We start from the raw sequence: 23,725 nt of genomic DNA, 5'->3' as shown, positions 1-23,725 counted from the left end.
AGGAGGAATATCTAGATTCATGCAACTCCAGTACTTTTTATTACTAGCAGCAGCTTTATTCTGCATCGGCATCTACGGTTTAATTACCAGCCGCAATGCTGTGCGGGTGCTGATGTCAATTGAGTTACTGCTCAATGCTGTTAATCTGAATTTAATGGCATTTTCCAACTTCCTCGACTCAACATTAATTAAAGGTCAGGTTTTCACAGTATTTGTGATCACCGTGGCGGCGGCCGAGGCGGCGGTGGGTTTAGCGATCGTGCTTGCCATTTATCGTAACCGTGATACCGTCGATATGGAGCAGTTTAATCTCCTGAAGTGGTAATTGTGCGTGCAACTCAAGCAGGTAATCATTGCTTATAAAGCGCGGGATGCCCAGAGTAAACAATGGGCAGAAATCTGTGCTAAACAACTAGAAAGTCGCGGATGCCAGGTGTTGATGGGGCCTAGTGGGCCGAAAGACAACCCTTATCCCGTCTTTTTGGCTTCGGCGGCTCAACCAATCGATCTCGCTTTGGTACTTGGTGGCGATGGTACTGTTTTAACCAGTGCCAGACATTTAGCCCCGGCTGGCATCCCAATTCTGGGAGTGAATGTGGGAGGTCATCTGGGGTTTTTAACTGAGTCAGTGGAGGAGTTTCAGGATACGGAGAAAGTTTGGGATCGGCTGTTTGAGGATCGCTATGCTATCCAACGACGGATGATGTTACAAGCTGCTGTGTATGAGGGTCATGGGTCTAATTTGGAACCAGTTAGTGAGCATTACCTGGCTTTGAATGAATTTTGTGTCAAACCCGCCTCCGCTGACCGGATGATTACTTCAATTCTGGAAATGGAAATCGACGGTGAGGTAGTCGATCAATACGTCGGGGATGGGTTAATCATTGCTACTCCCACAGGTTCTACTGGTTACACCGTTTCTGCCAATGGGCCAATTATGCATGATGGTATGGAGGCGATTACCATCACTCCTATTTGTGCAATGAGCCTTTCTAGTCGCCCCCTGGTTTTACCCCCTGGTTCTGTGGTGAGTGTTTGGCCTTTGGGGGATTACGATTTGAGTACCAAGCTGTGGACAGATGGGGTTTTGGGGACTTCAATTTGGCCAGGACACCGCGTTGATGTGCGGATGGCAGATTGTCGAGCTAAATTTATTATTTTGCGCGAGAACAATTCCTACTATCAGACGCTGCGGGAGAAGTTGCTTTGGGCAGGTACAAGGGTTCACTACAGCAACAATCACCGTAATTGATTAAGTATTTTAGAGTGCATTTACCGCAGATTGCGATCGCATACCCCCCACCGTAGGCGATGTCTACGACGGGCTATGACGCTCGAACAACGCGAACAGCGTGTCGCAGACAAGACTCGCTAACGCTTCTCTACCAGACGCGCAAGGGACGCTATCGGCGTCGCAACGAGAACACCGCAGGCATCGTAACCAAAATTCTCCAAGCCCCTGGATTCATCCGGGGGCTTTTTGCCCTGATTTGGACTTTTTATTGCTGACTTGCATTTATAGCCTATATCAAAGGAAAATTTTGTATCTTATTGCCAGATTTTTTTGGAATTAATGTCCATAATAAAAGCACTCTACCCCTAATCTAAAAGAGTAAAAAAGTTCTCTAAAAGATATTTTCTCGAAACCGTCCCAATTACGCTTCGATAGACTGATGCATAATGTAAGCTATTTGTATAGTGCCTAAATCCTAGTAGGATATTTTCGTAAATCTAAGTAGGAAGATAGATGGAAGTTTCTGGACGCAACATCAATTACCCACTGAATCCTTCTCCCCCTCTTGAAGATTTTCCCGTCCTTCAAACTGAAAAATATATCCTACGACTGGCATCAACTGAAGAAGAATTAGAATCAATTTTTCGGTTGCGCTTTGAAGTTTTTAATCTTGAACTAGGCTTGGGATTTTCTGCTTCTAACTTTACTCAGATGGATATAGATAAGTTTGATGCAGTTTGCCATCATTTAATCCTGATCTCCAAACAAACTGGTAAAACAATTGGAACTTATCGGATGCAAACCTATACAATGGCTTCTCAAAGACTAGGCTTTGATGCTGCCGATATATTTAATCTTAATGCGATTCCTAATTCTGTGCTTCAGGCATCAGTTGAAGTTGGGCGTGCATGTATATCTAAAGAATACCGCAACAGTCAGGCACTTTTACTACTATGGAAAGGGTTAGCAAATTATCTCATCTGGAGTAGAAATCAATATTTCTTTGGCTGTGCATCATTACTAACACAATGTCCTTGGCAAGCTACCTGCGCTTATGATTATTTTCATCAGAATGGATTGATGCATCCAAATATTTTGGTTTATCCAAATTCACAATATTGTCTAGAAATGCCTCAAAATTGTCCAGATTCATATAAGGTTGAAATTCCTAAAATTTTACAGGCATACTTGAATATTGGAGTTAAAATATGTAGTATTCCAGCTATCGACCGACACTTTAAGACTATTGATTTTTTAACTATATCTAATAGCAAAGACTTTGCTAGATGGCGTTACCAAATTTTGTAAAAATTCTCTTTTGTCCTAAGACGCTCAGTTGCGGCTACAGGAACAAAGTCCGTATGGTGCGCTCTTGCTAACGCACCATACGGACTGTAAAAATAGGAATATTTATGATATCTTACTCCACATCTGCATCTTGACTGTAAAACCAAGGTCAGTTTTGCCGTATTTGATACAACCTTATACGATTGTTTTCAAAGTTAATAGAAGAGAGTTATTTATTGTCAATATTTAAAATCAAATGACTCCCACTCAAAGAACGTTGGCGATGTCTGATGAACAGGTTCAGATATAATTACTAGCGATGTCTACGACAGGCAAAGCTACGGCACTTCATCCAGTGCGCCTGCCTGACTGGATTATTTTAAACAACTTCTTGGGAAAACTACTTATGCGCCATCTCAAATTTGCTCCGAGTTGGTTGCGATTTTTAATTATTTTCTTATTGACGATGGGTATATTGTTTCGCTTTTTTAACCTTGATGGCAAAGTTTACTGGCATGATGAAATTTATACCTCATTGCGGATTTCTGGTTACACAATTAATGAAGCAAAACAGCAACTTTTTAATAATCGTGTCATTGGCAGAGAAAGTTTTGCCCAGTTTCAAGGTGCAAATCCAGAAAAAAGCTTAAACGACACAATTATGTCTTTGGCAAAACAAGATTCTCATCATCCACCGTTGTATTACGTAATAGCCAGATTGTGGATGGAAATCTTTGGCAATTCGGTGACGGCAATTAGGAGTTTATCAGCCTGCATCAGTTTGCTGGTTTTCCCTTGTATTTATTGGCTATGCCGAGAATTATTTAATGTGCCATTATCGGTTCCTGGTGTAGCGATCGCACTCATGGCAATTTCTCCAATTAACCTAGTATACGCCCAAGAAGCACAAGAATATATTTTCTGGTTAGTCACTATATTACTAACCAGTGCATCTCTACTGCGAGCAATGCGGCTGGAATCACAAGATAAAGATGAGCTAGTAAAAGAACGACAACGACCAGATTTATTTGTGATCTGGAGCATTTATGCAGTAACTTTAGCCATCAGTCTTTATACATTTATTTGGAGTGGATTTGTAGCAGTTGCTCACGGGATTTATGTGATGAGCACTGCTAAATTTCAGTTGACCGGAACTGTCAGAACTTATCTGCTAGCATCAGTGGTAGGTTTTTTAGCCTTTATGCCTTGGATAACAGTTGTGATGGGGGACTTTTTTAAATTTTTGATTTCAGGAGATAAGACAACAACGCAGTCATCTTTGATACCTATATTTCCATTTTTGCTAATGCAGTTAAGCCGGATTTTTTTTGATATAGACCTTAGCTTAGACAATCCTCTGGGCTATTTCATTACACCAATTTTTTTAACTTTGGTAGGATATTCAATTTATTTTATTTGTCAAACAACTAATTATAAGGTCTGGTTTTTTCTGATCACATTGATTGTAGTGCCAGCACTACCCCTAATACTGCCAAGTTTAATTACTGGGGGGATACAATCATCTACCGAACCATATTTGATACCATCTTATTTAGGAATCCAAGTGACTGTTGGTTACCTACTAGCTACACAACTATATAATGGGAGCCTGTCACGTCGAAGCATTTGGCACATAATCATGGCATTAGTGATTATTTGTGGTCTGGTTTCTTCTAAGGTGAGTTCCCAAGCAGAAACTTGGTGGAATAAGGGTATGAGCTATCACAATCCACAAGTTGCCCAAATCATCAATCAAATGACTCATCCACTTTTGATTAGTGATGCTTTGGGCAATAATTATGGTAATGTCTTTTCTCTGAGCTATCTTTTGGAACCAAAAGTGCGATTTCTGTTGGTGAACAACCAAAAAATTCCCCAAATTCCTGATGGGTTTGCTGATGTTTTTTTATTTAATCCTTCAGATACTTGGCGCGAAACAATCGAAAAAAAGTATAAATTAAAGACAGATATTGTTTACAGTGACAACTATTATTCGGTTTGGAAATTGGCTAAACCTCGTAAGTTGAGCCGACTTAATATCCCACGTAGAGGCGCAGAGAAAGAGTCTAAAATGGGGACTTTTCGTTTCACTAAAGTAGGTAAGTAGAGTCACTCTTTACCTACTTACAGGTATGAATAAATTTTAGATTTGGGAAACTGTCATCGCACTTACACCTACTTTTCTATCAAATAAAATTCGTGGTTTTAGCAAAATTTTAAATAACAACAACAACGAATGTAATTCTCCTGGTGCTTTCTGGTGCTTCCACTGTCCCGGACGACAAAATAGCATTTCTACAAGGTGGCGGTGTTGATTTAAACTTACTGATTCAAACCTAACACGTACTGTGGGAAATTCATCTTTAAACCCAGTACTCACAACCTCACCAGTCAACCGGAAATTTTCTTCTATAATTTCTATATCTATTGGTTGATAGGCAAATAAATAGACAGGTAACTTCTGAGTTAGAGCAATTTCAGCACCTGCTTCAGAAATCATTGTAGTCACACCCCACAAATTCTGAGCACCAACTCTTAACTGCACTATTCGCTGCAAATTAAACCATTCATACATATCTGGTTTCGGTGCATCTAGTAAAATTAATAGGGTAATACCAATCAGAATCAAATTATAAATATTCCAGAGCCAAACTAAATTGATACCTGTAATTTGTTGGGTACTTTCTGGTGCAATATTTAGATTTCGCCATAAACTAACAGCAGTAGCAATAAACACAATTATCAGAGGCAGGGCTAAATTCCAATTAAAAGTATAACGATTTTTCACTATACCCTTGGGTGTGACTTTAAATCCTTTTGCAAAGGGATGAATCATCACTTGTATAGTATTTACTGCTAAAGGAAAACATATTATTAGTGAATAAATATCTGATATAAAAGCTGAACAAGAACGATAATTTAACCAAGAGAATGTTGTCAAATTCACTAAGTAGTAAGGCAAGAAAAAAAATAACAACTCGGCTGCTGTTGAACGGATGGGAATCACATTTAAAAATGAATATGCTAATGGGATAAGCAGAAAATAAACACGCGAAATATTGCCAAACCAATATAGTAATCCAGCTAAAGAAGCTAACCTTTGCATGAGGGTTAGCCCAGGAATTTTTAAAGGATTAGATTTAATAAACAGCGTCTGGAGTGTACCCTGCCCCCACCTTAATCGTTGGGTTGTATAGGCAGCAATATTTTCTGCTGCTAAACCGGCACTTAACTTTTCATTTAAATAAACCAAACGGTAGCCTTGAGCAGATAAGCGAATTCCTGTGAAATAATCTTCACTTAAAGATTCAATTACAAAACCTCCAATTTTCTCTAAAGCACTTCTGCGAACGACAAAGGATGTACCAGCACAGATCGCACTACCTGAAGAATCACGACTTGTCTGAATTTGTCGATAAAACACTTCTGCCTCATGGGTGAGAACATTTTCTAAGCCTAGATTGCGGGCTATAGGGTCAGCGTTATAAAAGCTTTGGGGCGTTTGTACAAGGGCAATTTTTTCATCTTTAAAAAAGCCAACAGTACGAGTGAGAAAGTTTTTAGTAGCGATAAAATCAGCATCAAAAACTACTATTAATTCTCCATTAGTTTTAGCGATCGCATGATTCAAATTACCTGCTTTTGCATAACTGTTATCAGGTCGTGTTAGATAGTGGCAACCTAATTCTTCTGTTAATCCTCTCATTTTTGAACGATTAGTATCATCCAAAAGATAGATTCTTTTATTTGCATAATCTAGGGCTTGACAACCAATAATTGTCCGCCGTAAAATAAAAACTGGTTCGTTATAGGTTGGTATTAAAATATCAACAGATGGTAGAAAGCTACCACTGACTACAGCTAGTGATTTTACGTCTGCTTCGCGGTGACGTTCTTTAATATTCAACATGAAAAATAGCTGTATAGTACTATTAACTAGCATTAACATCTCTGCAAAAAATAACCCTAAACTAAATACCCCATTCAACGGATTTATTAAATTTAAGGTAGAGAGCGATCGCCACAGAACATACCGCAAAGTTAAAATGATTAAAATTCCCACTACTAACCGTTGTGACCAAATTCGGGGTTGTGGAGAAATTTTCATCACTACAAACACAGTTAGTAATAATCCAACAGTGGGTAGCAGTAAATATTTACCTTCTATTCTTGGTACTTTTAACCATATTGGTGGGTGCATTTGCCAGTCATTGATTTGAGCAAAAATTTCATTAATTCTATCGTCACCAGCGAACCACCCAACTACAATGATACTAGATAAGAAAATAATGCTTAATAAAATCAGTGTTGCTGTGTGCAATTGAATAAATCTCTTGAAAATAGGAACTTTATCTGGTTTATAACTAAACTTTGATCCTAACATTTAGCCCTTTTTAACCTAAAAATATTCTGCAAAAAAAGTATTTTACTCAGTTGTGATATCTTTTTTGAAAAAAGGTCACAAACTTTTTCAATAATACTTTATATCAAAAAATACTGCCATAGATTCTTTCATACATAAACTAGGTTTAACTGTAGTCATAATCTTTTTTAAGATATTCAAATATTTACTTTCTTAAAATCAGCTAAAAATAACAAAAATAAATATTAAACAGATTCTCATCTGAAATTAATTTAAGTGATAATACGATGCTTTAAATTGTCCTTTGAGATGAATTTAATGATTTATTGAAAGGTATTGTATGCAAATAACAGATTTTCTTGGTCTTTTACATCCAGCGATCGCAATTATATTCGTGTTTCCACTGATCGGTACAGTGGTTAATTTTGCTTGGCAAACCCGCCAACGCAGATTGCAAATTTTAGCTGGGAATAAGAGCAAAATTCCCCTAGTCGTGGGTGGGGAACATAAGCAGTTAGGTGAAAGACTGACAGGTGCAGTTGTCGGATTAACTTTAATCGGATTAAGCTATCCGATTGGCAAAAATATTCTCAAAGATCAATTGTGGAACAAAACACCTTTTCAAGTTGTTTTTATCTTGTTAATATTTGCTGCAACTATCGCATCTTTAGTATTTCTTTATCAGGCAAAGCAGCGACTGTGGAGGGCGGTTTTTGCAACTTTAACTGGTGCAGGTTTAGTAATATTAGGCTGTCAGGATGGAGTATATCGCCTCACCAAAGAGTGGTATTGGTCACATTATTATATTGGGATTACCGCCGCACTGCTGATGATTTTTTCATTAGCAATTGTTCAAGATATTTATCAAGATAAGTCCAATCGTTGGCGCATCGTCCATACGATTTTAAACTGCATTGCTTTGTTGCTATTTATTGGACAAGGCATGACAGGAACGCGAGACTTATTAGAAATTCCCCTGAGTTGGCAAGAACCCTATATTTATCAATGTGACTTTGTTAATAAAACTTGTCCAATGCCAAATTCCCAAGCACCAAAGTGAACTACTAATAACTAAATGGTATATTGCTTTCCAAATTTGCCTGTTTGCTTTCCCATTTTGGTGTATTCCGCCAGATTTGCTAAAGGAGATTTAGTCAATCGAGCGATCGCAATTTCTAAAAAACCCATGCCAAAATCCTGTGGTGCAACTAAAAACCACTACAGGAAAAATTAAAATAATCAAAGAATTAAAAAAAAACTTGTCAGATTTACAAATTAGTTGTTTGTTTATGCAATATTATCTACAAGCCGATCGCGAATTGTTTTGAGTTGGTCTTGAGTCTTAATTGGCTCTCGCGGTGCTGGTAATTCGGTATTAGGCCAGTTAGGTAAATTATTGCAGGGGCATAACAACGTTGGCATCCCGACGTTTCGCGCGGCTACTGGCATACTACATCGGCTGCAAGGTAGCATCTCCCATGCTGGTGTCAACAGTTCAGCAATGGTTTCATGTGTAGCCTCCAGGTAACAATCACCCGATTCCGATGAGAGAATTTTCTGCCAGCACTCTTCAAATTCTTCACTATAGCGATCGCCATTTAGCACCGATTGAGGCAAAAAGCTTGCCTTACCGTTGCCCGTAATCACTTTCTTACCTAGCTGAAACCAGTAGGCAAGGTATCCTCTAACTTCTTGTTTAGTTGCCATATTACAATTTTAGATTTGAGATTTTGGATTAACTTGAATCAAGAGTTAAGAATCTTGACTCCTGAATGTTCCAGCATCCTCTCTATTTGGCAATGGCGAACCAAGGATGCTGAGATTGAGAACATGACCACCAGTAACTAAATATACAGTCTCACAAAGTACACTTAGTTGGCGGACTAAAGAACCCAGGCGATCGCGGAACGTCCTCCCAAGGGGATAAGCTGGTACCACACCCCAGCCCGTTTCTTCTGCTACAAACAGCATATCAGCAGCAACCAGATCCACTGTCTCTAACAACTCTGCAAGGATGTTTTCCCAGCTAGATTCGTTTTGTTCCAGAAGATTAGCAACCCAAGTTCCTAAAGAATCAACTAAAAGGCAGGTATAGGGTTTGGCATCGGCGAGGGTAGCAGATAGTTCCACAGGTACAGATAGAGTTACCCAGTCTTGGGGACGACGTTGTCGGTGTTCTAAAATGCGTTGATGCCATTCTTGGTCATCTGGGTTATCAGTGGCTGTTGCTATGTAAACAACTGCTTTTCCTGACTGCATAGCCAGAGTTTCTGCCCATTCACTTTTACCAGATCGTGCTGGCCCTGTTACTAAGATGATTTTACCCAAAGTTGTTTCCTGAGTATTTTAACAATATACTTACGGTTGCAATTTATCACCGCAGTTTTTTACTTTATCGGTGAGATTTTTGGTTTCAAATAACTTTTAAGGGATAAAATTAGCACCAGCATCATTGATGCCACAACTGGCAAAAGCCGAAAATCCCAACAACCCCATTCTGAATTATTCAACACTACTGGGGACAGCAAACTTTAGGATGTCTTTATGAACGCAGGCTTAAAACGCATTGAAGCAACTCTACACGATTTAGGGAATCGCGGCACTGCCTCTGCCGCTGAAATAGGGGATTCGACGACAAAAGGATCTTTCTCTTTTAGAATCAGTGTCGGAGCCAACGAACCCACAGAAAGTACACAAACTCCATCTTCTCAGGATGAGGAAGTAAAGACACAAGGACAAACAGTTGACTTGGGCGTAGATACTGAGAGTGATTATCCTGCTGAACAAAATTTCTTTCCTCACCATGACTCTGTGCAGACCTTTCAAGCACAAGAGAACGATAGCAAAACACCCAGCCTACCCAAGTTCAAAACTCCTAACTTTAGTAATCATCGCCACGGAGCCAATCCAGGATTGGCGATGAATCTATTGCAAGAAATTCAGGAAACTGTCGCCAGTTGGCAAACAGAATTGCAAAATATTTTGAAGCAAATTCAGGATATTTACTTAGAAGGCCCAATTGTCAATGGCTGGTTAGAATCCAATCCCACCGAACCAGAACCGGGAGGAACCGCAACACTGCGCCATGCAGAAGTTGACCGCCTGATGAACTACGTAGAAGAAATTTGCGCCACTGGTGGGAAAGTATCTTATCAATCATCTACTACTGGCTATCGCCTCTGCGGTGTAGACGATGCTGGTAAAGTCTGGTCGCGCCCATGTCCTGCAGATCAGGTTCCCAATGTTAGCATGGCGATCGCTCGTTACCAAAAGTTACGTCAACTGTTGGGACGCAAGCAATCTTTGGAAACTCGTCTGAGTCAACTGGCCCAAACTCTTGTAGTTTTACACAGTCATATTCAACAAACGTAAAGTTTTAAAGATTATTTCCGAAGAAACTCGGTTGGTGGGTCAGTAACTTTTGGTTTAGATTAACTCTCAGCAGCTGTGCGTTGGATTTAAGATTTTAATCTAAAATCGTTCGACTGAGTTTAGCCGAAGTCCCAAATCTCAAATCCAAAATTAAATCTATGCCAGACACCCAAATCTCTGCCATTATCTGTACCCACAATCGAGATACCTATTTAGGGGCTGCAATTGATAGTCTTTTAGCACAGGATTTTGCTGCTGACTTTGAAATTGTCGTAGTTGATAATGGATCTAGCGATCGCACCCGTGAGGTTGTAGAACAAAGGGCCCACAATCCTCGCCTGAAGTATGTATTTGAACCCACTATCGGTTTATCTGTCGCCCGCAACACTGGTGCAAAAGTAGCTAGTAGTGATATTTTTGCTTATCTGGATGACGATGCCGTTGCCTGCGAGGGCTGGCTAGAAGTTTTATATTTTGCCTATTACAATAACTCTAAACTAGCGATCGCAGGTGGTAAAGTCACTCTTTTATGGCCCCCAGGAATCCAACAACCACGGTGGCTATCTCCAGGACTAGCTGCAAATCTGGGTGCATACGACTTGGGTGACAGTATCATCTATATAAAGCAACCTGGCTCAACACCCAGAGGCTTAAATTACTCTATCCGCCGCAGTTTCTTGGAAGAAATTGGCGGTTTTGATCTTCATCTCGGTCGAGTTGGGAAAAATCTCTTATCAAATGAAGAACTGCAAATGACCGAATTTGCCCTACAGCGTGGTTGGGAAGTCGCTTATCTTCCTGAAGCATTAGTCGCTCACAATGTTGCCCCAGAGCGCCTCCAACGCTCCTGGTTTTTAAACCGAGGCTGGTGGCAGGGTATCAGTGAATGCTATCGAGAACAACTCGCTGGTAAAGCTGGGATCGCTCAGTTACAACGAGGTAGCGAACGGTTTGGGCGCGGCTTGTATAAGGCATTGCAATATTTCTCTGATCCAGCAGAACGGTTTGACAAACTTGTGTATGCTTACGGTCAGATTGGTTACTTAAATGCTGCTATTCAAGGTCTTTTATTCCCATTAAATAAAAAATAAACAAGAATTCAGAATACTTTTGGGTTGGGATTCAACCATTACCTGATTGTAGACCTCCAAATCGGAGATTTAGAGGGAGTTTAAAATTATTGTATTCATTCGCCAATCATCCTCCCATCCATTTTGACTCCTGAATTCTTTTTGATAAACCAATAACATAATTTATACTCATATGTCATCTAAAATACCAGTTTCTGTATTAATTCCAGCAAAAAACGAACAAGTAAACTTGCCCGCCTGCCTCGCTAGTCTCAGTAGAGCAGATGAAATATTTGTAGTAGATTCTCATAGTAGTGACAAGAGTGTTGAAATTGCTAAAAGTCACGGTGTAAATATTGTGCAATTCAACTTCAATGGACGCTGGCCCAAAAAGAAAAATTGGTCTTTAGATAATCTACCTTTTCGCAACGAATGGGTGCTAATTGTAGATTGCGATGAGCGGATCACTGCCGAACTTTGGGAAGAAATTGACCAAGCAATTCAAAATAAAGAATATGCAGGTTATTATCTCAACCGCCGCGTATTTTTCTTAGGAAAATGGATTCGTTATGGTGGGAAATATCCCGATTGGAATCTACGTTTATTTCAACATAAAAAAGGTCGCTACGAAAACCTACATACTGAAGATATTCCCAATACTGGTGATAACGAAGTTCACGAACATGTGATTTTACAGGGGAAAGTTGGGTATCTCAAAAATGATATGCTCCATGAGGACTTCCGCGACCTTTACCAGTGGTTAGAACGACACAACCGCTATTCCAACTGGGAAGCTAGTGTTTATCTTAATATTCTCACAGGTAAAGATGATAGCGGTACTATCGATGCCAATCTATTTGGTGATGCAGTCCAACGCAAGCGCTTTTTGAAAAAAGTATGGGTACGCCTACCGTTTAAACCCATTTTACGGTTTGTTTTATTTTATATTATTCAACGCGGTTTTTTGGATGGCAAAGCCGGATATATCTATGCACGCTTGCTAAGTCAATATGAATATCAAATTGGCGTTAAACTTTACGAATTACGCAACTATGATGGTCACTTAAATACTGCAACTACCCCGGAGGAAGGAGATGTAAAGCAGGGGAGCAGAGGAGCAGGAGGAAAGCTATTGACGATTGATTCCTAACTCTGTCAATTTTAGATTTTGAATTTTGAATTTTGGATTGAAGGAAAAATTTAAAATCTAAAATCTAAAATCTAAAATCTAAAATTGAATCACAAATGACTAATGACGCTTTCGTAGATTTACGCAAATATGACCAATCTTGGTTTGATCGGGGTCGTCCAAATTGGTATATTTTCTTATGGTGGTTTGTACAAGCGATCGCCTTTCCCCTGACTCCTCAACCGTTAAATATTTTGCGTTGTGCTTTGCTACGACTATTTGGCGCTCGGATCGGCAAAGGCGTATTAATTCGACCCACTGCCCGCTTCACCTATCCTTGGAAAGTTACCATTGGCAACTACAGTTGGATTGGAGATAACGTAGTTTTATACAGCCTCGATCAGATCCGCATCGGTGAACAGTGCGTAATTTCCCAAAAAAGTTACCTGTGTACTGGTAGTCATGATCTCCAAGACCCTGCCTTTGGGTTGAAGACAGCGAGCATCACCATTGACAATGGTGCATGGGTAGCAGCAGATTGTTTTGTTGGGCCGGGAGTGCAAATCGGGGCTAATACTGTGATTGGCGCTCGTAGTAGTGTTTTTACTAATATGCCCTCTGGGCAGGTTTGTTGGGGAAGCCCCTGTCGTCCCAAGACGGTTCGGATAAAACTTGATTCCCCCACAAACCTGTGATTTTATATAGCACTTACATTACAGTTGAGGACAACGAGTATATTTTTTTAGAATCTTTGAGTCTTTGAGCTTGATGCCCGAGGGTTCTAAGCCTCCCTTATCTTCTTCTGCCTTCTGAATGCCCAAGCAAGACGGTAAGTAGCAATGGTAATATGTTTTCATGGCTGCTCTAATCCTTGCTATTGATGAACAAACTATTGGATGAAACGCTGTCAATCAAAATTGCTGAACTCATAAACAGCAGAGCTAGTACTCCGTTTGATAATGCTTACAAAGCAGCATTATCCACTGAGGGAGCAAGATATATTCAGGGATTTTTAGCTTTTGCTGGGAAGCCATACAGACCGATTGAACACAGTTGGATTGAGCTAGGCGATACCTCCGATGTCCGCATTATCGATCCAACATTACCGCACCTGAACAAAAATCCCCAAGAACTCTGGTATTTTGCAGCACAAAGGCTGACCGTTAAAAAACTGAAAGCCATCATTGAAGAATCGAAAGAAGATTATCCAGAAGATGATCCATTACCAATTTATGGTGATCCACCTTATGAATATTATGGTGATGTAATGTTAGGTGGTCAAGACTATTTAGCAGCATATCAAGCCGCAGAGGCTAAGTGCAGAGAAATCAACGAACTCAACCCTGAGAGAAACTAAGGAGAGTGAATGAAATAATTCTTAATTACGAATTACGTTAGCGCAGCTCTCTTCTCTACAAGAGGCTGCGCCAACAAGTCTGCCTACCCCTACGGGGAAGCAAGCTAGCAAGAGCGTCTGTCTCCGACACGCTACGCGAACGTAGAGAGCGTCATTACGAATTATTTAATACGATTTCCCATCACTGCCAAAGTATTCCCGATAGGCACAAATTTTATCTCCCCGAATATCCCAGGAAACTGCTAAACGATTTTTGTAAGGTTGTTCTAACAAACGTTCCTCATCCCGAAACTCAAAAACAACTGTTGTATCATTACTGGTATAACGGTCTAGGGTCAGCGTGATTCCCCCTTGAAATGATTCAGAAACGTACTCGAAAAACTCTCTAGCTCGTTCTTTTCCCACATTTAATCCGTGGAATTTCCCCACCGGAAACCAAAGGGTAAAATCTTCTGTGAGCATATCTAGAAATGCTTGCCACTCCCCTGTGCCCAGACCATGTGTAAAATGCTCAAATGCTTGTTGAGCAACTTTTAAAGTATTTTCTGAATCTTGTGTCATTCTCACCCTCAACCGGATATAAACTAAAGTTTAATTGCAAACCTGCGTAATCTTTCCTATACTCGCCATTAATCCTGAGTCACCGTGTTACTTAAAACCTCACAACCACTTTGCCACAATTGTGACCACTGAGAAGATATTCTACATCGTCGGGAATTGATTCTATGCCTTGAAACTGTGTTGAATCTACGGCTACTTTGAGTTTGTCTGTGTAGAACAGGTTTAATAGGCGATCGCCTGCCTCTGCTATATCTTCTTTATAATGAAGCATGAGAAAGGCTCTCACAGAAGCTGCTTTCCAAAATAGCTGGTGATAAAGGTCTAGTTGTGTAATTTATTCTAGATTATTTGCGTATAAGGAATTTCGACAATTTCAACCGCAGATTTAAAATCTTGGTTAAGTTGCTTTTCTATTAACTTTTTGTAAGTTTTTGCGTTCATTCCAAATTTTAGGTTTATCTTACCGATCAATTATTATTTTTAACATTAGTCGGTATTGGATTTTGGACAAAAAAGCTGTGTTTCCGTAAATATTGACTCTGTTGGCTAATTGCGATCACTATCCTCGCGCCTCACCCTAGAAATTGCGGTTTAGATGAATTCGCCAACAAAGTCATGATATTCGCGAACCAGCTTCTTTTTATCCAAAGTCCAAAAAGTGCCTGAGATAGAAATAACAAGCATTTTTCAATTATTGAGTAATATATGCTACTTCTTTGCCAAAAGATTATACTAGCGATCGCTTGACAAGAGCAGTTTATCTAACTCAGGTGGGCCTCATGTATTTGGCTCGTAATCGTAAACAGGTGTGACGTTATCCAGAATTGGCTGGACAGTCCGCCATTCTTCTTCCACGGTATCTTCCCGTACAAACAAGGTGGGTTAGCTTTTTCATGATGGCCGTCCTTAAATTGTGAAAAATGACCAGATACCAGGATTTACTCTTAGTCACCTTCAGTAAGTATTGGTAATATTTTTAACTTTTCAATAAATTTTCCATACTTGACATTTTTACTTTGTTGTCGAGCCTCGATAAATTCGCTCCATTTGCTCTGGAGAAAGCACTGTCATTGGAAACCCTGTTTCTGAAGAAATACGGGGTTTCTCAAAAGATTGAAACGCCTGTTGCTGAGTTTTAGTCAAAGGTATTTCCCCATTGCTAATAAAAGGTAGGTTAGATAACCTCTCATCTATCTCCGACGGGGGAAGCTGATTTAGGGGCAAGACATAAGCGTGCTTTTGTGGGTCGTATGCCAAAACTTCTCCTGTCTCGATTTGATAAACCCAAGCATAAATACTGAGTTGCCCTTGGTGGAGCTTAGAGTGAATCACTGGATAAGTCCGTAAATTTTCGATTTGGGTGAGTACATTCTCAGCAATAATGATTTCTAAGAGATCTTCGCCTTCGTAGTGGCTATAATTGTCTCTCACCAATCGTCGGGTTGCCTCTGCATACTTGAGCCAGTCATGTACAAGCGGCATTTCTACCCGCAAGCTGTCTAACTTCATTAAGCCTTTCATCGCACCACAATGCGAGTGACCACAGACAATAATTTGTTGAATATCTAATGCTTGAATAGCATATTCAATTGTTGCCCCTTCACCGCCATTAGTTGCACCAAATGGTGGAATAATGTTGCCTGCATTGCGGATAACAAACAATTCACCTAATCCGGCTTGTGTAATCAGGTTTGGATCGATACGTGAATCCGAGCAAGTAATAAATAATACCCTGGGCTTTTGACCGTGAGAAAGTTGTTCAAACAGTTCTTCATGAGTGGAAAAGTAACTACTTTTGAATTCGCGCAAACCTTTAATCAATTTTTTCATAGAAGTACCTTAAAACCCGAAGAACGATAAGTTAGATATAATCCAATTGGAAATTTCTTGAATGTAACCAGGGGTAGAAAAGTAATTAAACCCTAATTTTTCCCTCAATTGAATAAAATTTGCTATTCCGTTTTCTCTTAATCCCTGCAATTTACCTCATCTCCACTAGTTTACCAGGCAGTGTAGAGATAAAATTAAGCTTATAAGGCTTTATCCCACTCTAATTGATGAGCTAAACCATACTTGATAAAATCTTCTTCTTCAGCTTTATCACTTTTACCAAAAACACCTAAGCTGTAAGGATTGTCTTGCATACGTTGGGTAACTTGCTCTTTTTCAAATCGAATCACCTCGTTTCTAGAGCGATCCGGTTTAAAAAAGTCTATAACCAAGACGGTTCTATCATAATTAGTGTAATTATGCGGACAGTGTGGATAGCTGTGATCTAAAACCATAATTTCTCCTTCATGCCAATAAAGCTGTTCATGGCATATTTTCATAGCCACATCCCCTTCTGGCACAATTAATCCTAAATAGCCACGATTCATGTGAGGGTTATAATTCACGTGTAGCTTGATATCTAAGCCTGGATGGAATGTACCAAAATAGACATTTCTGATTATTTTATCATCATTCAGGTTGACTTGTTCTATTACTTTAGCAAAATTTGGTAAATATTTTTCTCTTAATGCAAGTGCTTTTTCTGATGCATCATCTGTTTCTAAATCAGGGTATTCTATTTGATGCACTTGGATATATTTTTCAATAAAAAGACCTTGAAAGAAAATACCAAAAGCACTGTATTTGGAATTACCCTTTGTTTTAATTGTTTTATTTTTTGGTCCGAGAATATCGTAAGTAAATTTTAACTCTTCATTCGATGCATTATTAATAAAGCTTGTAAACTCATCTCTAATCACTTGCCAGCTATCTTGAAAACTTTTGAGAAAAGTAAATTCCTTTGGGTCTATATGATACTCATTAAAACTTTCCATTGTCTTTTCTCCTGAAGATGATTTCATAAAAAACCGTTATATAATCATGGGATTTGGTCTTCGTCACAATTCGATGTTGGAATTCCTGACTAAACTCATTTTAGTGTGAGGTCTACTGTGTCTGAAACCCCTGTATTAGATAAAATTATCAAAAATGTGCGGGTAGTTCGTCCCCATCAGGATGCGATGTCTACGACGGGCTACGCCTACGCACTACTTGATTTAGGAATTAAGGATGGAAAATTTGCTCAGATTGCCCCTAATATTAGCCCAGACACAGGTAAAGAGGTATTTGATGGCAAAAACCTGCTAGGCTTTCCTGGGGTTGTGGATGCCCATATGCACATCGGTATCTATCAACCCCTTGACAAAGATGCTGTGACTGAAACCAAAGCAGCCGCTATGGGAGGCGTGACTACCAGCTTAAATTACATCCGTACAGGGCAGTATTATCTTAACAAAGGCGGCTCCTACCGCGATTTTTTTCCAGAGGTGTTGGCGTTATCCGCAGGTAATTTTTTTGTAGATTATAGCTATCACGTTGCACCTATAGCTAACCAGCATATCAACGAAATACCTCTATTGTTTGAGGAATACGGTGTATCTTCGTTTAAAATCTTCATGTTTTATGGCGGTTATGGGTTGCATGGTTTGTCAGATCAGCAAAACCTCTTTTTGATGATTAACAAAGAGGAACGGTACGACTTCGCCCATTTTGAATTTATTATGCGTGGTCTAACTCGCTTGATAGAAAAACATCCAGAAGCACGAGATACTATCAGCTTGAGTTTGCATTGTGAAGTTGCAGAAATTCTCAACGCCTATACCAAAATAGTTGAAAATGATTCTAGTCTTAGCGGACTAAATGCTTATAGTGCAGCGCGTCCTCCTCATTCCGAAGGTTTAGCAATTTGTATTGCTTCTTATTTAGCACATGAAACTAATTGTGCAAATATCAATTTGTTGCACCTGAGTTCGCGTAAGGCAATGGAAGCAGCTTTAACTATGCAAACTGCTTTTCCCCATATCAATTTTCGGCGAGAAGTTACTGTTGGACATTTGTTATTAGATGTCGATACTCCCAATACAATTTGGGCAAAAGTCAACCCTCCTATTCGTCCCCGCGCCGATGTAGAATACTTATGGCAAGCAGTACTCAACCATCAGGTAGATTGGATAGTTAGCGACCACGCTTGCTGTTCTGCTGAACAAAAAAGAAGTGCTAAAGACCCGAATAATATTTGGTTAGCAAAGTCTGGTTTTGGCGGTACAGAATATTTACTTTCTGGTGTATTTAGTGAAGGTAGCAAGCGGGGGATGTCTTACAACCACATGGCTAAGTTGCTATCTTGGAACCCATCCCGGCGCTTTGGTTTGTTAGAAAAAGGCGATATTGCCATTGGCTATGATGCTGATTTGGTGCTGGTAGATGCCAATGAAAGTTTTGTGGTACGTGCGGCTGAGTCAGAGTCACAACAAGGTTACACGCCCTTTGAAGGAGTAGAGTTAACTGGGAAGGTGAAAAGCACCTTTTTGCGTGGAAATCTTATTTATAACAACGGACAGGTTCTAGGTTCACCTACTGGACGTTATTTAAAAAGACCTTCTAGTAATCCACACAGAAACCTTGCTGCTTAAAAAACCTATGTGTCTTTAGGCGCATATGACAAGACTGTTCCAAGTTGTGATAAATCCCTATCAACTCTGATAAAGAACAAAGCACCATCGTCCGTTGTGTGTCTAGGAAGAGTGCTAAAGCTAGGACAATAGCCAAAGTGGTCTTTTACAACACTGTAATTTCCTATATCACAGTATCCAACTAAACCATATGCTTCTTCATTATAAGATTGAATCATTTGATACCTGCCATCGTAATGTGGTAAGATACCTAGTAACCATACTCCACCTCCATTACTATCTTTTCTTAAGTACTTTTTTTTAGCTACCTCAAATTGAACTGTATCTGTCTTGCTCCACGGTAGCAATTTGCTATCCAATGGAGGGATGAAATCACGCAATTTAGCATCTGGATGATCGTTGATTGCATTTTTATATTTCAATGGAACAGGACCGTTCTCCATCCAGAGTATTTCAACTTCTTCATTGCCTAGGACTTTCCAAGGACCTACTCTCACTCCTGCGGGGATAAAGGAGTAGCAATGCTTATTTAATTGCCACTCATCTAATTGAATTGCACCCCTCAGTACAAAAATCTCTAAATCGGCAGTAAAGATGCCAGAAGGTGCTTCAAACTGAGGCGATAAAACTACTTTTGAAGTGGATGCACCACAATCATGCCACGTTAGCGATCGCCTACTTCCAAATGGTACATTATCTGGCATTCCACTCACTCGCCAACCATGTTCTTCTGGTACGGTATTTGTATTAAAAAATTGGTACTGGCGAGGTACATACTCTTTGGAGATTGCTGTACACCTTCCTGATAGGTTCATACGCCCTCTTCCGTCTCCAACCCAATTCTCTTTTACAGATGCTATATGCAAAAAATCATCAGTTTGCTTTTCTTCTGCGGAATTAAAATTTATGTTCTTTTCGCCCACGACTTCGTATTCTCCTAACTATATGCTTTTTGGCATTCAATTCTATATTGCGTTGACTTGATTTTCCTCTAAAAATTCAATTGTTAATTAAGCAAATTACCTTTTTTGTGCTACATTTTGTAGCCATTCAATTAGGGGTCTTAAGGTTCCTGGCAATGCTGCTTCACTGACAGTCACTGTATGCTGCTTACCGTTATCTTCCACTATTAACTTATACTGAAAGCGATCGCTCTGGAGATTAGGCGAGGTAATTTGTTCAGGTAGCCTAAAGAAATCAGCAGCTTCCACTAAGCTCTTAAGGGTGTTGGCTTCGTTTGGTGGGAGAGTGTCTGTATCAACGGTTGTTTTCTTGGTAATCCCAGCAAAGCCGCCCGTGCGTTCAAAGGATATCCGCATTTTTTTGCTCTCCGTTGTGCTACTTAGTTGCGATAAATACAAAAACTGGGAAATTATAGTTTTCACCTCCCAGTTTAGCAACAACAAACAATTCATCTAAAAGTAAAGTTAGGAGTTAAGAGTTAGGAATTAGAAGTTAAGAAAAAACTCCTCACTCCTAACTCCTAACTTTTAACTGTTAATAACTCCTACCTTTTTCCAAGCGTTCTGCACGGCTTTCTGCTCATTACTGTCATTACCGTAGAGTTCGCCAGCAATTTGAATGGTGACGCTGGCAGCTTTTTTAAAATCTGCTTTGGCACGCAAGCGATCGCGTAAAGCTATATACCAGATTTTGCCAGCTTTTTCCCAAGCATAGCCACCAATCTCAACAGCCGCTAGGTAAAAGGCATAGTTAGGGATACCTGAGTTGATATGCACCCCACCGTTATCTTCACCACCTGTATATTTATCTTTCATATGACCTGGTTGGGGATCTTTGCCCAATACAGGATCATCGTATGCTGTTCCTGGTGCTTTCATCGAGCGCAAGGCAACACCTTTGATAGTCGGTACCAAAAGACCTTCGCCAATGAGCCAATCTGCCTCTTGTGCAGTCTGATTTTTGGTCTTTTGTTTCACCAGGGAACCAAAGACATCAGAAAATGACTCATTCAGTGCCCCAGGTTCGCCATAATACTGTAAACCTGCTCCGTACTGAGTTACACCATGAGTTAGCTCATGCCCAATCACATCAATTGACTTAGTGAAGCGTTGAAACAGTTCTTCGTCGCCATCACCATAAACCATTTGGTCACCGTTCCAAAAGGCGTTGTCATATTTGACGCCATAATGCACGGTGGAGTCTAAACGCAGTCCTTTGTCGTCAATTGAATTGCGATCAAATATCTCATTAAACAAGTCATAAGTAGCACCAGCACCATCGTAAGCTTCATTCACTGATTCATCATTGCTGGCAGGGTCTCCCTCAGCACGCACTAGTGTACCAGGAAGTTCCTGCCCATTTTTTGCATCGTAGATGGTGCGGCGTTTTTCACCAGGAGAAGGTGCAAACGAGATATTACCTACGACGTTTCTCCGTCCCAGAAATTGTGCCGAAATATTTAATGTATGAAAAGCCCAAGTCCGCTGCTGGGGATTGCCATTTACCACGACATTTTTTAGCATGTGGGGCGGGACAATACAACAAATTGGGCATCTAGATTCAAGTGGATGCTCATACTTGAACCCGGCTGATTTCTTTTTATTTCGAGCCATCAAGATATTCTCCTTTTAAAACTAAGTGATGGCAAACAGTGGCTTTAACTCCACTTTTGAAAGTAGCAGAAAAACGAATCAAAATCGTGTGCCCCTGGTTTCTTTCTAAATAAAATTTTCTACTCTGTATTTTCGGATATATCCGTAAAGCATTGATAGTACCCGTGAGGGTACTTCTGATGTGGAAATATTGTATAAAAATACAAGGCAATCTTAATTACCGCAAGTTTCAATCAAAATCCTTGCGTGAGTTAGCAAAACCTCCTATACAGACCCAAAGCGTTTATATATTAGTTCTTATTAAGGGAAATAATCTTATTTATTGCTGTTTTGTTACCATAAGATTGCTAATCCTATAAAGGACTTTCAAAAAATAAAACACCCGATTAAAGATAATAATAATGATTATCTTTATTTATTAACTACCTAGAAATTAATTTTTTGGAAGTCCCTAAATACCGATTGGAGACAGGCAAATCCTAAATCTAGGCATCTAAAACCGAAAATTTTCACAGCCAGCCACCAAATACCGCCAGACCATAATATTCCAAGGTACTGCAACTGTTTTAAATCCAGCTTTGCTCAACATTTGTAAATGAGCATCTAAGCTAGCTAGCTAGACTTGACTAAGACGGCGTAAGTGTAGTGGAAAATATCTAATTTGGTAATTGTAGAGTCGTTGTAGTGATTTTGAAATAGCGATCACATCAAGCCTTACGTCTTTCTTGCCAATCGACATATAAAAATAAAATTGCAAGCATTGTATAGCCAATAGCCCAAGACGCACCAGTTCCCAAACCTAAATTAACAACTGTATCTGCAACAGTCCAACGATAACTGTGCATCAACCCAACCCAGGAAATTACAGCAGCGATCGCAGACCAATAGGCAGCTTGGTGAAACTGACGCTCAATAATGTAAACTGTGATCCCAGCTAAAATCATGGCGGAAAAAATAAACCCCTGCTCAAGAGCAAAAGCCCCATCAATATACGTATCGCTCAACTTAAATTGCTCAATCAAGGTTGGTGTAAAAGGTTTTTCCGGTGTGCCCAAACCTGCTGCCCGGAGGGCATTTTTAGCTATTATTGCACCCCAACCAGCAATCCCCGGTAAGAGACCAACAACCACAGCAGGTGCATGGTGCGACGGGGTGGCTGTAAAGCTTTGAGCGACAATCACAATCCCAATCCACAACACAATTGCCATCCCAGCTTCAATCGGGACAAAGTAAGCCAGCATTGCTACAGTTCCACTTAGGCAAAGCAAGCCCATGATTATGCCATTGAGTATAGAGTAACCAACTCTTGCCCCCAAAGCTTTCCAGCCAGGATGACCAATATAAATAGTAGTCGGAAAACAGGAACCACAAATAGCAGCAACCAATGTACCAATACCATTTACCCTCAGACAGGGAGCCGTAGGATAATTATCACCGGCAGCTGATGCACTTTCTAAATTCTGAAGACTGCCGACAAGATTAAATAACCCCATTGGTAGAATGATGCTGAAATATTCAACCAAGACTGAACGACTACTCCACAATTTTAAGAGCCACAAAGAAGGGAAATAAAGCCCAATTGGTTCCAAGGTAGCGCTAAACTTGGCATGATCCCAACTGACCAAACCTGTTCCCCAGGCAAGGGCAATTCCCAACAGAACTGCCAACAAGCCGCCAGGGATGCCAAATTGCACTCGCCCAAAATAAGTCACCATAATTACACCAAGAGGCACCAAGCTGACTACGGGATTGGCAAAGGTACGAAATAGAAAACCAATAGCAATAAAAGTGATTGCAATACCGCCCAAAGTGGAAAGCAATGCTGCACGGGGGGCGAGGCGACGGAGTGCCTCTCCGAACCATGCCCCGACAAATTCTATCAAACCGGAACCAAAGCAAGCCACCAGTCCTGCTTCCCAAGCTAATTCAGCAGCTTGTTCACTAGATGCACCACCAGAAATTGCCGCCAATCTTACAGGCAGCATCACCAGAAAAATATACGCAAAAAGGCTGACGGTGTTAATCCCATAGGGCAAAGCAGTAATATCGTCCCTCTGCTCACGTTTCCCTTGCTCTTTGGCTAGCCTTGCGTAATAGAAGTTGCCAACAATCAAACTTATGGCAACTCCTGGTAAAATGCGCCCATAAACTAACGAAGCAGGAAAGCCAAGCACTCCTTGGCACAAATTCACAATCAATAAAATTTGAATAAAATTATCAAGCGCCAGTCCAAATAAACCATCAATGTCTCTGCGAACGAACCAACGGGGTACTCTGGTTGTAGCGATTTCCATTGTTTTACTTTTGCTTTGC

The 23,725-nt window shown here is 40.1% G+C and carries 22 protein-coding genes and 2 pseudogenes; 12 read left to right on the top strand and 12 right to left on the bottom strand.

Annotated features, from left to right (window positions below; all coding sequences use genetic code 11):
- Window positions 1-19: 19 nt before the first annotated feature.
- From nuoK to V7K48_RS03835, 5 genes are all read left to right on the top strand, one after another.
- Entirely contained in the window at window positions 20-325 is a 306-nt protein-coding gene (gene nuoK / locus V7K48_RS03855; RefSeq protein WP_006199065.1) for an NADH-quinone oxidoreductase subunit NuoK, read from the top strand.
- Window positions 326-331: 6 nt separating this feature from the next.
- Window positions 332-1,252 (top strand): NAD(+) kinase, encoded by a 921-nt coding sequence (locus V7K48_RS03850; RefSeq protein WP_335069761.1) that lies wholly within the window; start codon window positions 332-334, stop codon window positions 1,250-1,252.
- 59 nt (window positions 1,253-1,311) lie between these two features.
- A complete protein-coding gene (locus tag V7K48_RS03845) occupies window positions 1,312-1,509 on the top strand; it encodes a hypothetical protein (protein WP_335069759.1) in 198 nt (65 codons plus the stop codon).
- A 238-nt stretch (window positions 1,510-1,747) separates the two neighbouring features.
- The gene (locus V7K48_RS03840) at window positions 1,748-2,542 is read left to right on the top strand and encodes a GNAT family N-acetyltransferase (RefSeq protein WP_335069757.1); all 795 of its coding nucleotides are present in this window, start codon (window positions 1,748-1,750) and stop codon (window positions 2,540-2,542) included.
- Between the two features lie 385 nt (window positions 2,543-2,927).
- Window positions 2,928-4,628: a glycosyltransferase family 39 protein gene (locus V7K48_RS03835; protein WP_335069867.1), complete on the top strand. Its 1,701-nt coding sequence runs from the start codon at window positions 2,928-2,930 to the stop codon at window positions 4,626-4,628.
- 36 nt (window positions 4,629-4,664) lie between these two features.
- Here the strand turns inward: V7K48_RS03835 and V7K48_RS03830 are convergent, their stop codons facing one another.
- Window positions 4,665-6,905, bottom strand: coding sequence for a glycosyltransferase (locus V7K48_RS03830; protein ID WP_335069755.1), 2,241 nt, complete (start codon window positions 6,903-6,905; stop codon window positions 4,665-4,667).
- Between the two features lie 319 nt (window positions 6,906-7,224).
- Here V7K48_RS03830 and V7K48_RS03825 point away from each other — a divergent pair, with 319 nt between their 5' ends.
- Window positions 7,225-7,944, top strand: coding sequence for a DUF4079 domain-containing protein (locus tag V7K48_RS03825; protein ID WP_335069753.1), 720 nt, complete (start codon window positions 7,225-7,227; stop codon window positions 7,942-7,944).
- Window positions 7,945-8,171: 227 nt separating this feature from the next.
- On the opposite strand, the gene V7K48_RS03820 is transcribed toward V7K48_RS03825, so the two are convergent.
- Window positions 8,172-8,591, bottom strand: a complete 420-nt coding sequence (locus V7K48_RS03820) for a hypothetical protein (RefSeq protein ID WP_335069751.1) — start codon at window positions 8,589-8,591, stop codon at window positions 8,172-8,174.
- A 45-nt stretch (window positions 8,592-8,636) separates the two neighbouring features.
- The gene (gene cobU, locus V7K48_RS03815; RefSeq protein ID WP_335069749.1) at window positions 8,637-9,212 is read right to left on the bottom strand and encodes a bifunctional adenosylcobinamide kinase/adenosylcobinamide-phosphate guanylyltransferase; all 576 of its coding nucleotides are present in this window, start codon (window positions 9,210-9,212) and stop codon (window positions 8,637-8,639) included.
- 216 nt (window positions 9,213-9,428) lie between these two features.
- On the opposite strand from cobU, the gene V7K48_RS03810 reads away from it, so the two are divergent.
- The 5 genes from V7K48_RS03810 to V7K48_RS03790 all read left to right on the top strand — a co-directional run bounded on the left by V7K48_RS03810 (window position 9,429) and on the right by V7K48_RS03790 (window position 13,812).
- Entirely contained in the window at window positions 9,429-10,256 is an 828-nt protein-coding gene (locus tag V7K48_RS03810; protein WP_335069747.1) for a hypothetical protein, read from the top strand.
- A 158-nt stretch (window positions 10,257-10,414) separates the two neighbouring features.
- Window positions 10,415-11,347 (top strand): glycosyltransferase family 2 protein, encoded by a 933-nt coding sequence (locus V7K48_RS03805; RefSeq protein WP_335069745.1) that lies wholly within the window; start codon window positions 10,415-10,417, stop codon window positions 11,345-11,347.
- A 172-nt stretch (window positions 11,348-11,519) separates the two neighbouring features.
- Window positions 11,520-12,476, top strand: a complete 957-nt coding sequence (locus V7K48_RS03800) for a glycosyltransferase family 2 protein (RefSeq protein WP_335069743.1) — start codon at window positions 11,520-11,522, stop codon at window positions 12,474-12,476.
- 95 nt (window positions 12,477-12,571) lie between these two features.
- Window positions 12,572-13,150, top strand: coding sequence for a hormogonium polysaccharide biosynthesis acetyltransferase HpsU (hpsU, locus tag V7K48_RS03795; protein WP_335069741.1), 579 nt, complete (start codon window positions 12,572-12,574; stop codon window positions 13,148-13,150).
- 185 nt (window positions 13,151-13,335) lie between these two features.
- A complete protein-coding gene (locus V7K48_RS03790; protein WP_335069739.1) occupies window positions 13,336-13,812 on the top strand; it encodes a hypothetical protein in 477 nt (158 codons plus the stop codon).
- Window positions 13,813-13,977: 165 nt separating this feature from the next.
- On the opposite strand, the gene V7K48_RS03785 is transcribed toward V7K48_RS03790, so the two are convergent.
- From V7K48_RS03785 to V7K48_RS03770, 4 genes and pseudogenes are all read right to left on the bottom strand, one after another.
- A complete protein-coding gene (locus tag V7K48_RS03785) occupies window positions 13,978-14,373 on the bottom strand; it encodes a nuclear transport factor 2 family protein (protein WP_335069737.1) in 396 nt (131 codons plus the stop codon).
- Between the two features lie 91 nt (window positions 14,374-14,464).
- A pseudogene (locus V7K48_RS03780) lies at window positions 14,465-14,707 on the bottom strand (alcohol dehydrogenase); the annotation flags it as partial.
- Window positions 14,708-15,384: 677 nt separating this feature from the next.
- Window positions 15,385-16,203 (bottom strand): carbonic anhydrase, encoded by an 819-nt coding sequence (locus tag V7K48_RS03775; RefSeq protein WP_335069735.1) that lies wholly within the window; start codon window positions 16,201-16,203, stop codon window positions 15,385-15,387.
- A 200-nt stretch (window positions 16,204-16,403) separates the two neighbouring features.
- The gene (locus V7K48_RS03770) at window positions 16,404-17,198 is read right to left on the bottom strand and encodes an aspartyl/asparaginyl beta-hydroxylase domain-containing protein (RefSeq protein ID WP_335069865.1); all 795 of its coding nucleotides are present in this window, start codon (window positions 17,196-17,198) and stop codon (window positions 16,404-16,406) included.
- Between the two features lie 117 nt (window positions 17,199-17,315).
- Here V7K48_RS03770 and V7K48_RS03765 point away from each other — a divergent pair, with 117 nt between their 5' ends.
- Window positions 17,316-18,836: an amidohydrolase family protein gene (locus V7K48_RS03765; protein ID WP_335069733.1), complete on the top strand. Its 1,521-nt coding sequence runs from the start codon at window positions 17,316-17,318 to the stop codon at window positions 18,834-18,836.
- A 5-nt stretch (window positions 18,837-18,841) separates the two neighbouring features.
- Here the strand turns inward: V7K48_RS03765 and V7K48_RS03760 are convergent, their stop codons facing one another.
- The 5 genes and pseudogenes from V7K48_RS03760 to V7K48_RS03740 form a co-directional block, all read right to left on the bottom strand.
- Complete coding sequence (locus V7K48_RS03760; protein WP_335069731.1) at window positions 18,842-19,759, bottom strand: DUF4437 domain-containing protein; 918 nt, start codon at window positions 19,757-19,759, stop codon at window positions 18,842-18,844.
- Between the two features lie 96 nt (window positions 19,760-19,855).
- Window positions 19,856-20,155 (bottom strand): protealysin inhibitor emfourin, encoded by a 300-nt coding sequence (locus V7K48_RS03755; RefSeq protein ID WP_335069729.1) that lies wholly within the window; start codon window positions 20,153-20,155, stop codon window positions 19,856-19,858.
- A 171-nt stretch (window positions 20,156-20,326) separates the two neighbouring features.
- Entirely contained in the window at window positions 20,327-21,412 is a 1,086-nt protein-coding gene (locus tag V7K48_RS03750) for a M4 family metallopeptidase (RefSeq protein ID WP_335069727.1), read from the bottom strand.
- Between the two features lie 509 nt (window positions 21,413-21,921).
- A pseudogene (locus V7K48_RS03745) lies at window positions 21,922-22,028 on the bottom strand (class I SAM-dependent methyltransferase); the annotation flags it as partial.
- A 91-nt stretch (window positions 22,029-22,119) separates the two neighbouring features.
- Window positions 22,120-23,706 (bottom strand): NCS2 family permease, encoded by a 1,587-nt coding sequence (locus V7K48_RS03740; protein ID WP_335069725.1) that lies wholly within the window; start codon window positions 23,704-23,706, stop codon window positions 22,120-22,122.
- Window positions 23,707-23,725 lie beyond the last annotated feature (19 nt).

The organism is Nostoc sp. (assembly GCF_036919615.1).
Taxonomy (GTDB): domain Bacteria; phylum Cyanobacteriota; class Cyanobacteriia; order Cyanobacteriales; family Nostocaceae; genus Nostoc.
Note: the sequence above shows the minus strand (reverse complement) of the source record. Positions and strands in the feature narration are given on the sequence as shown.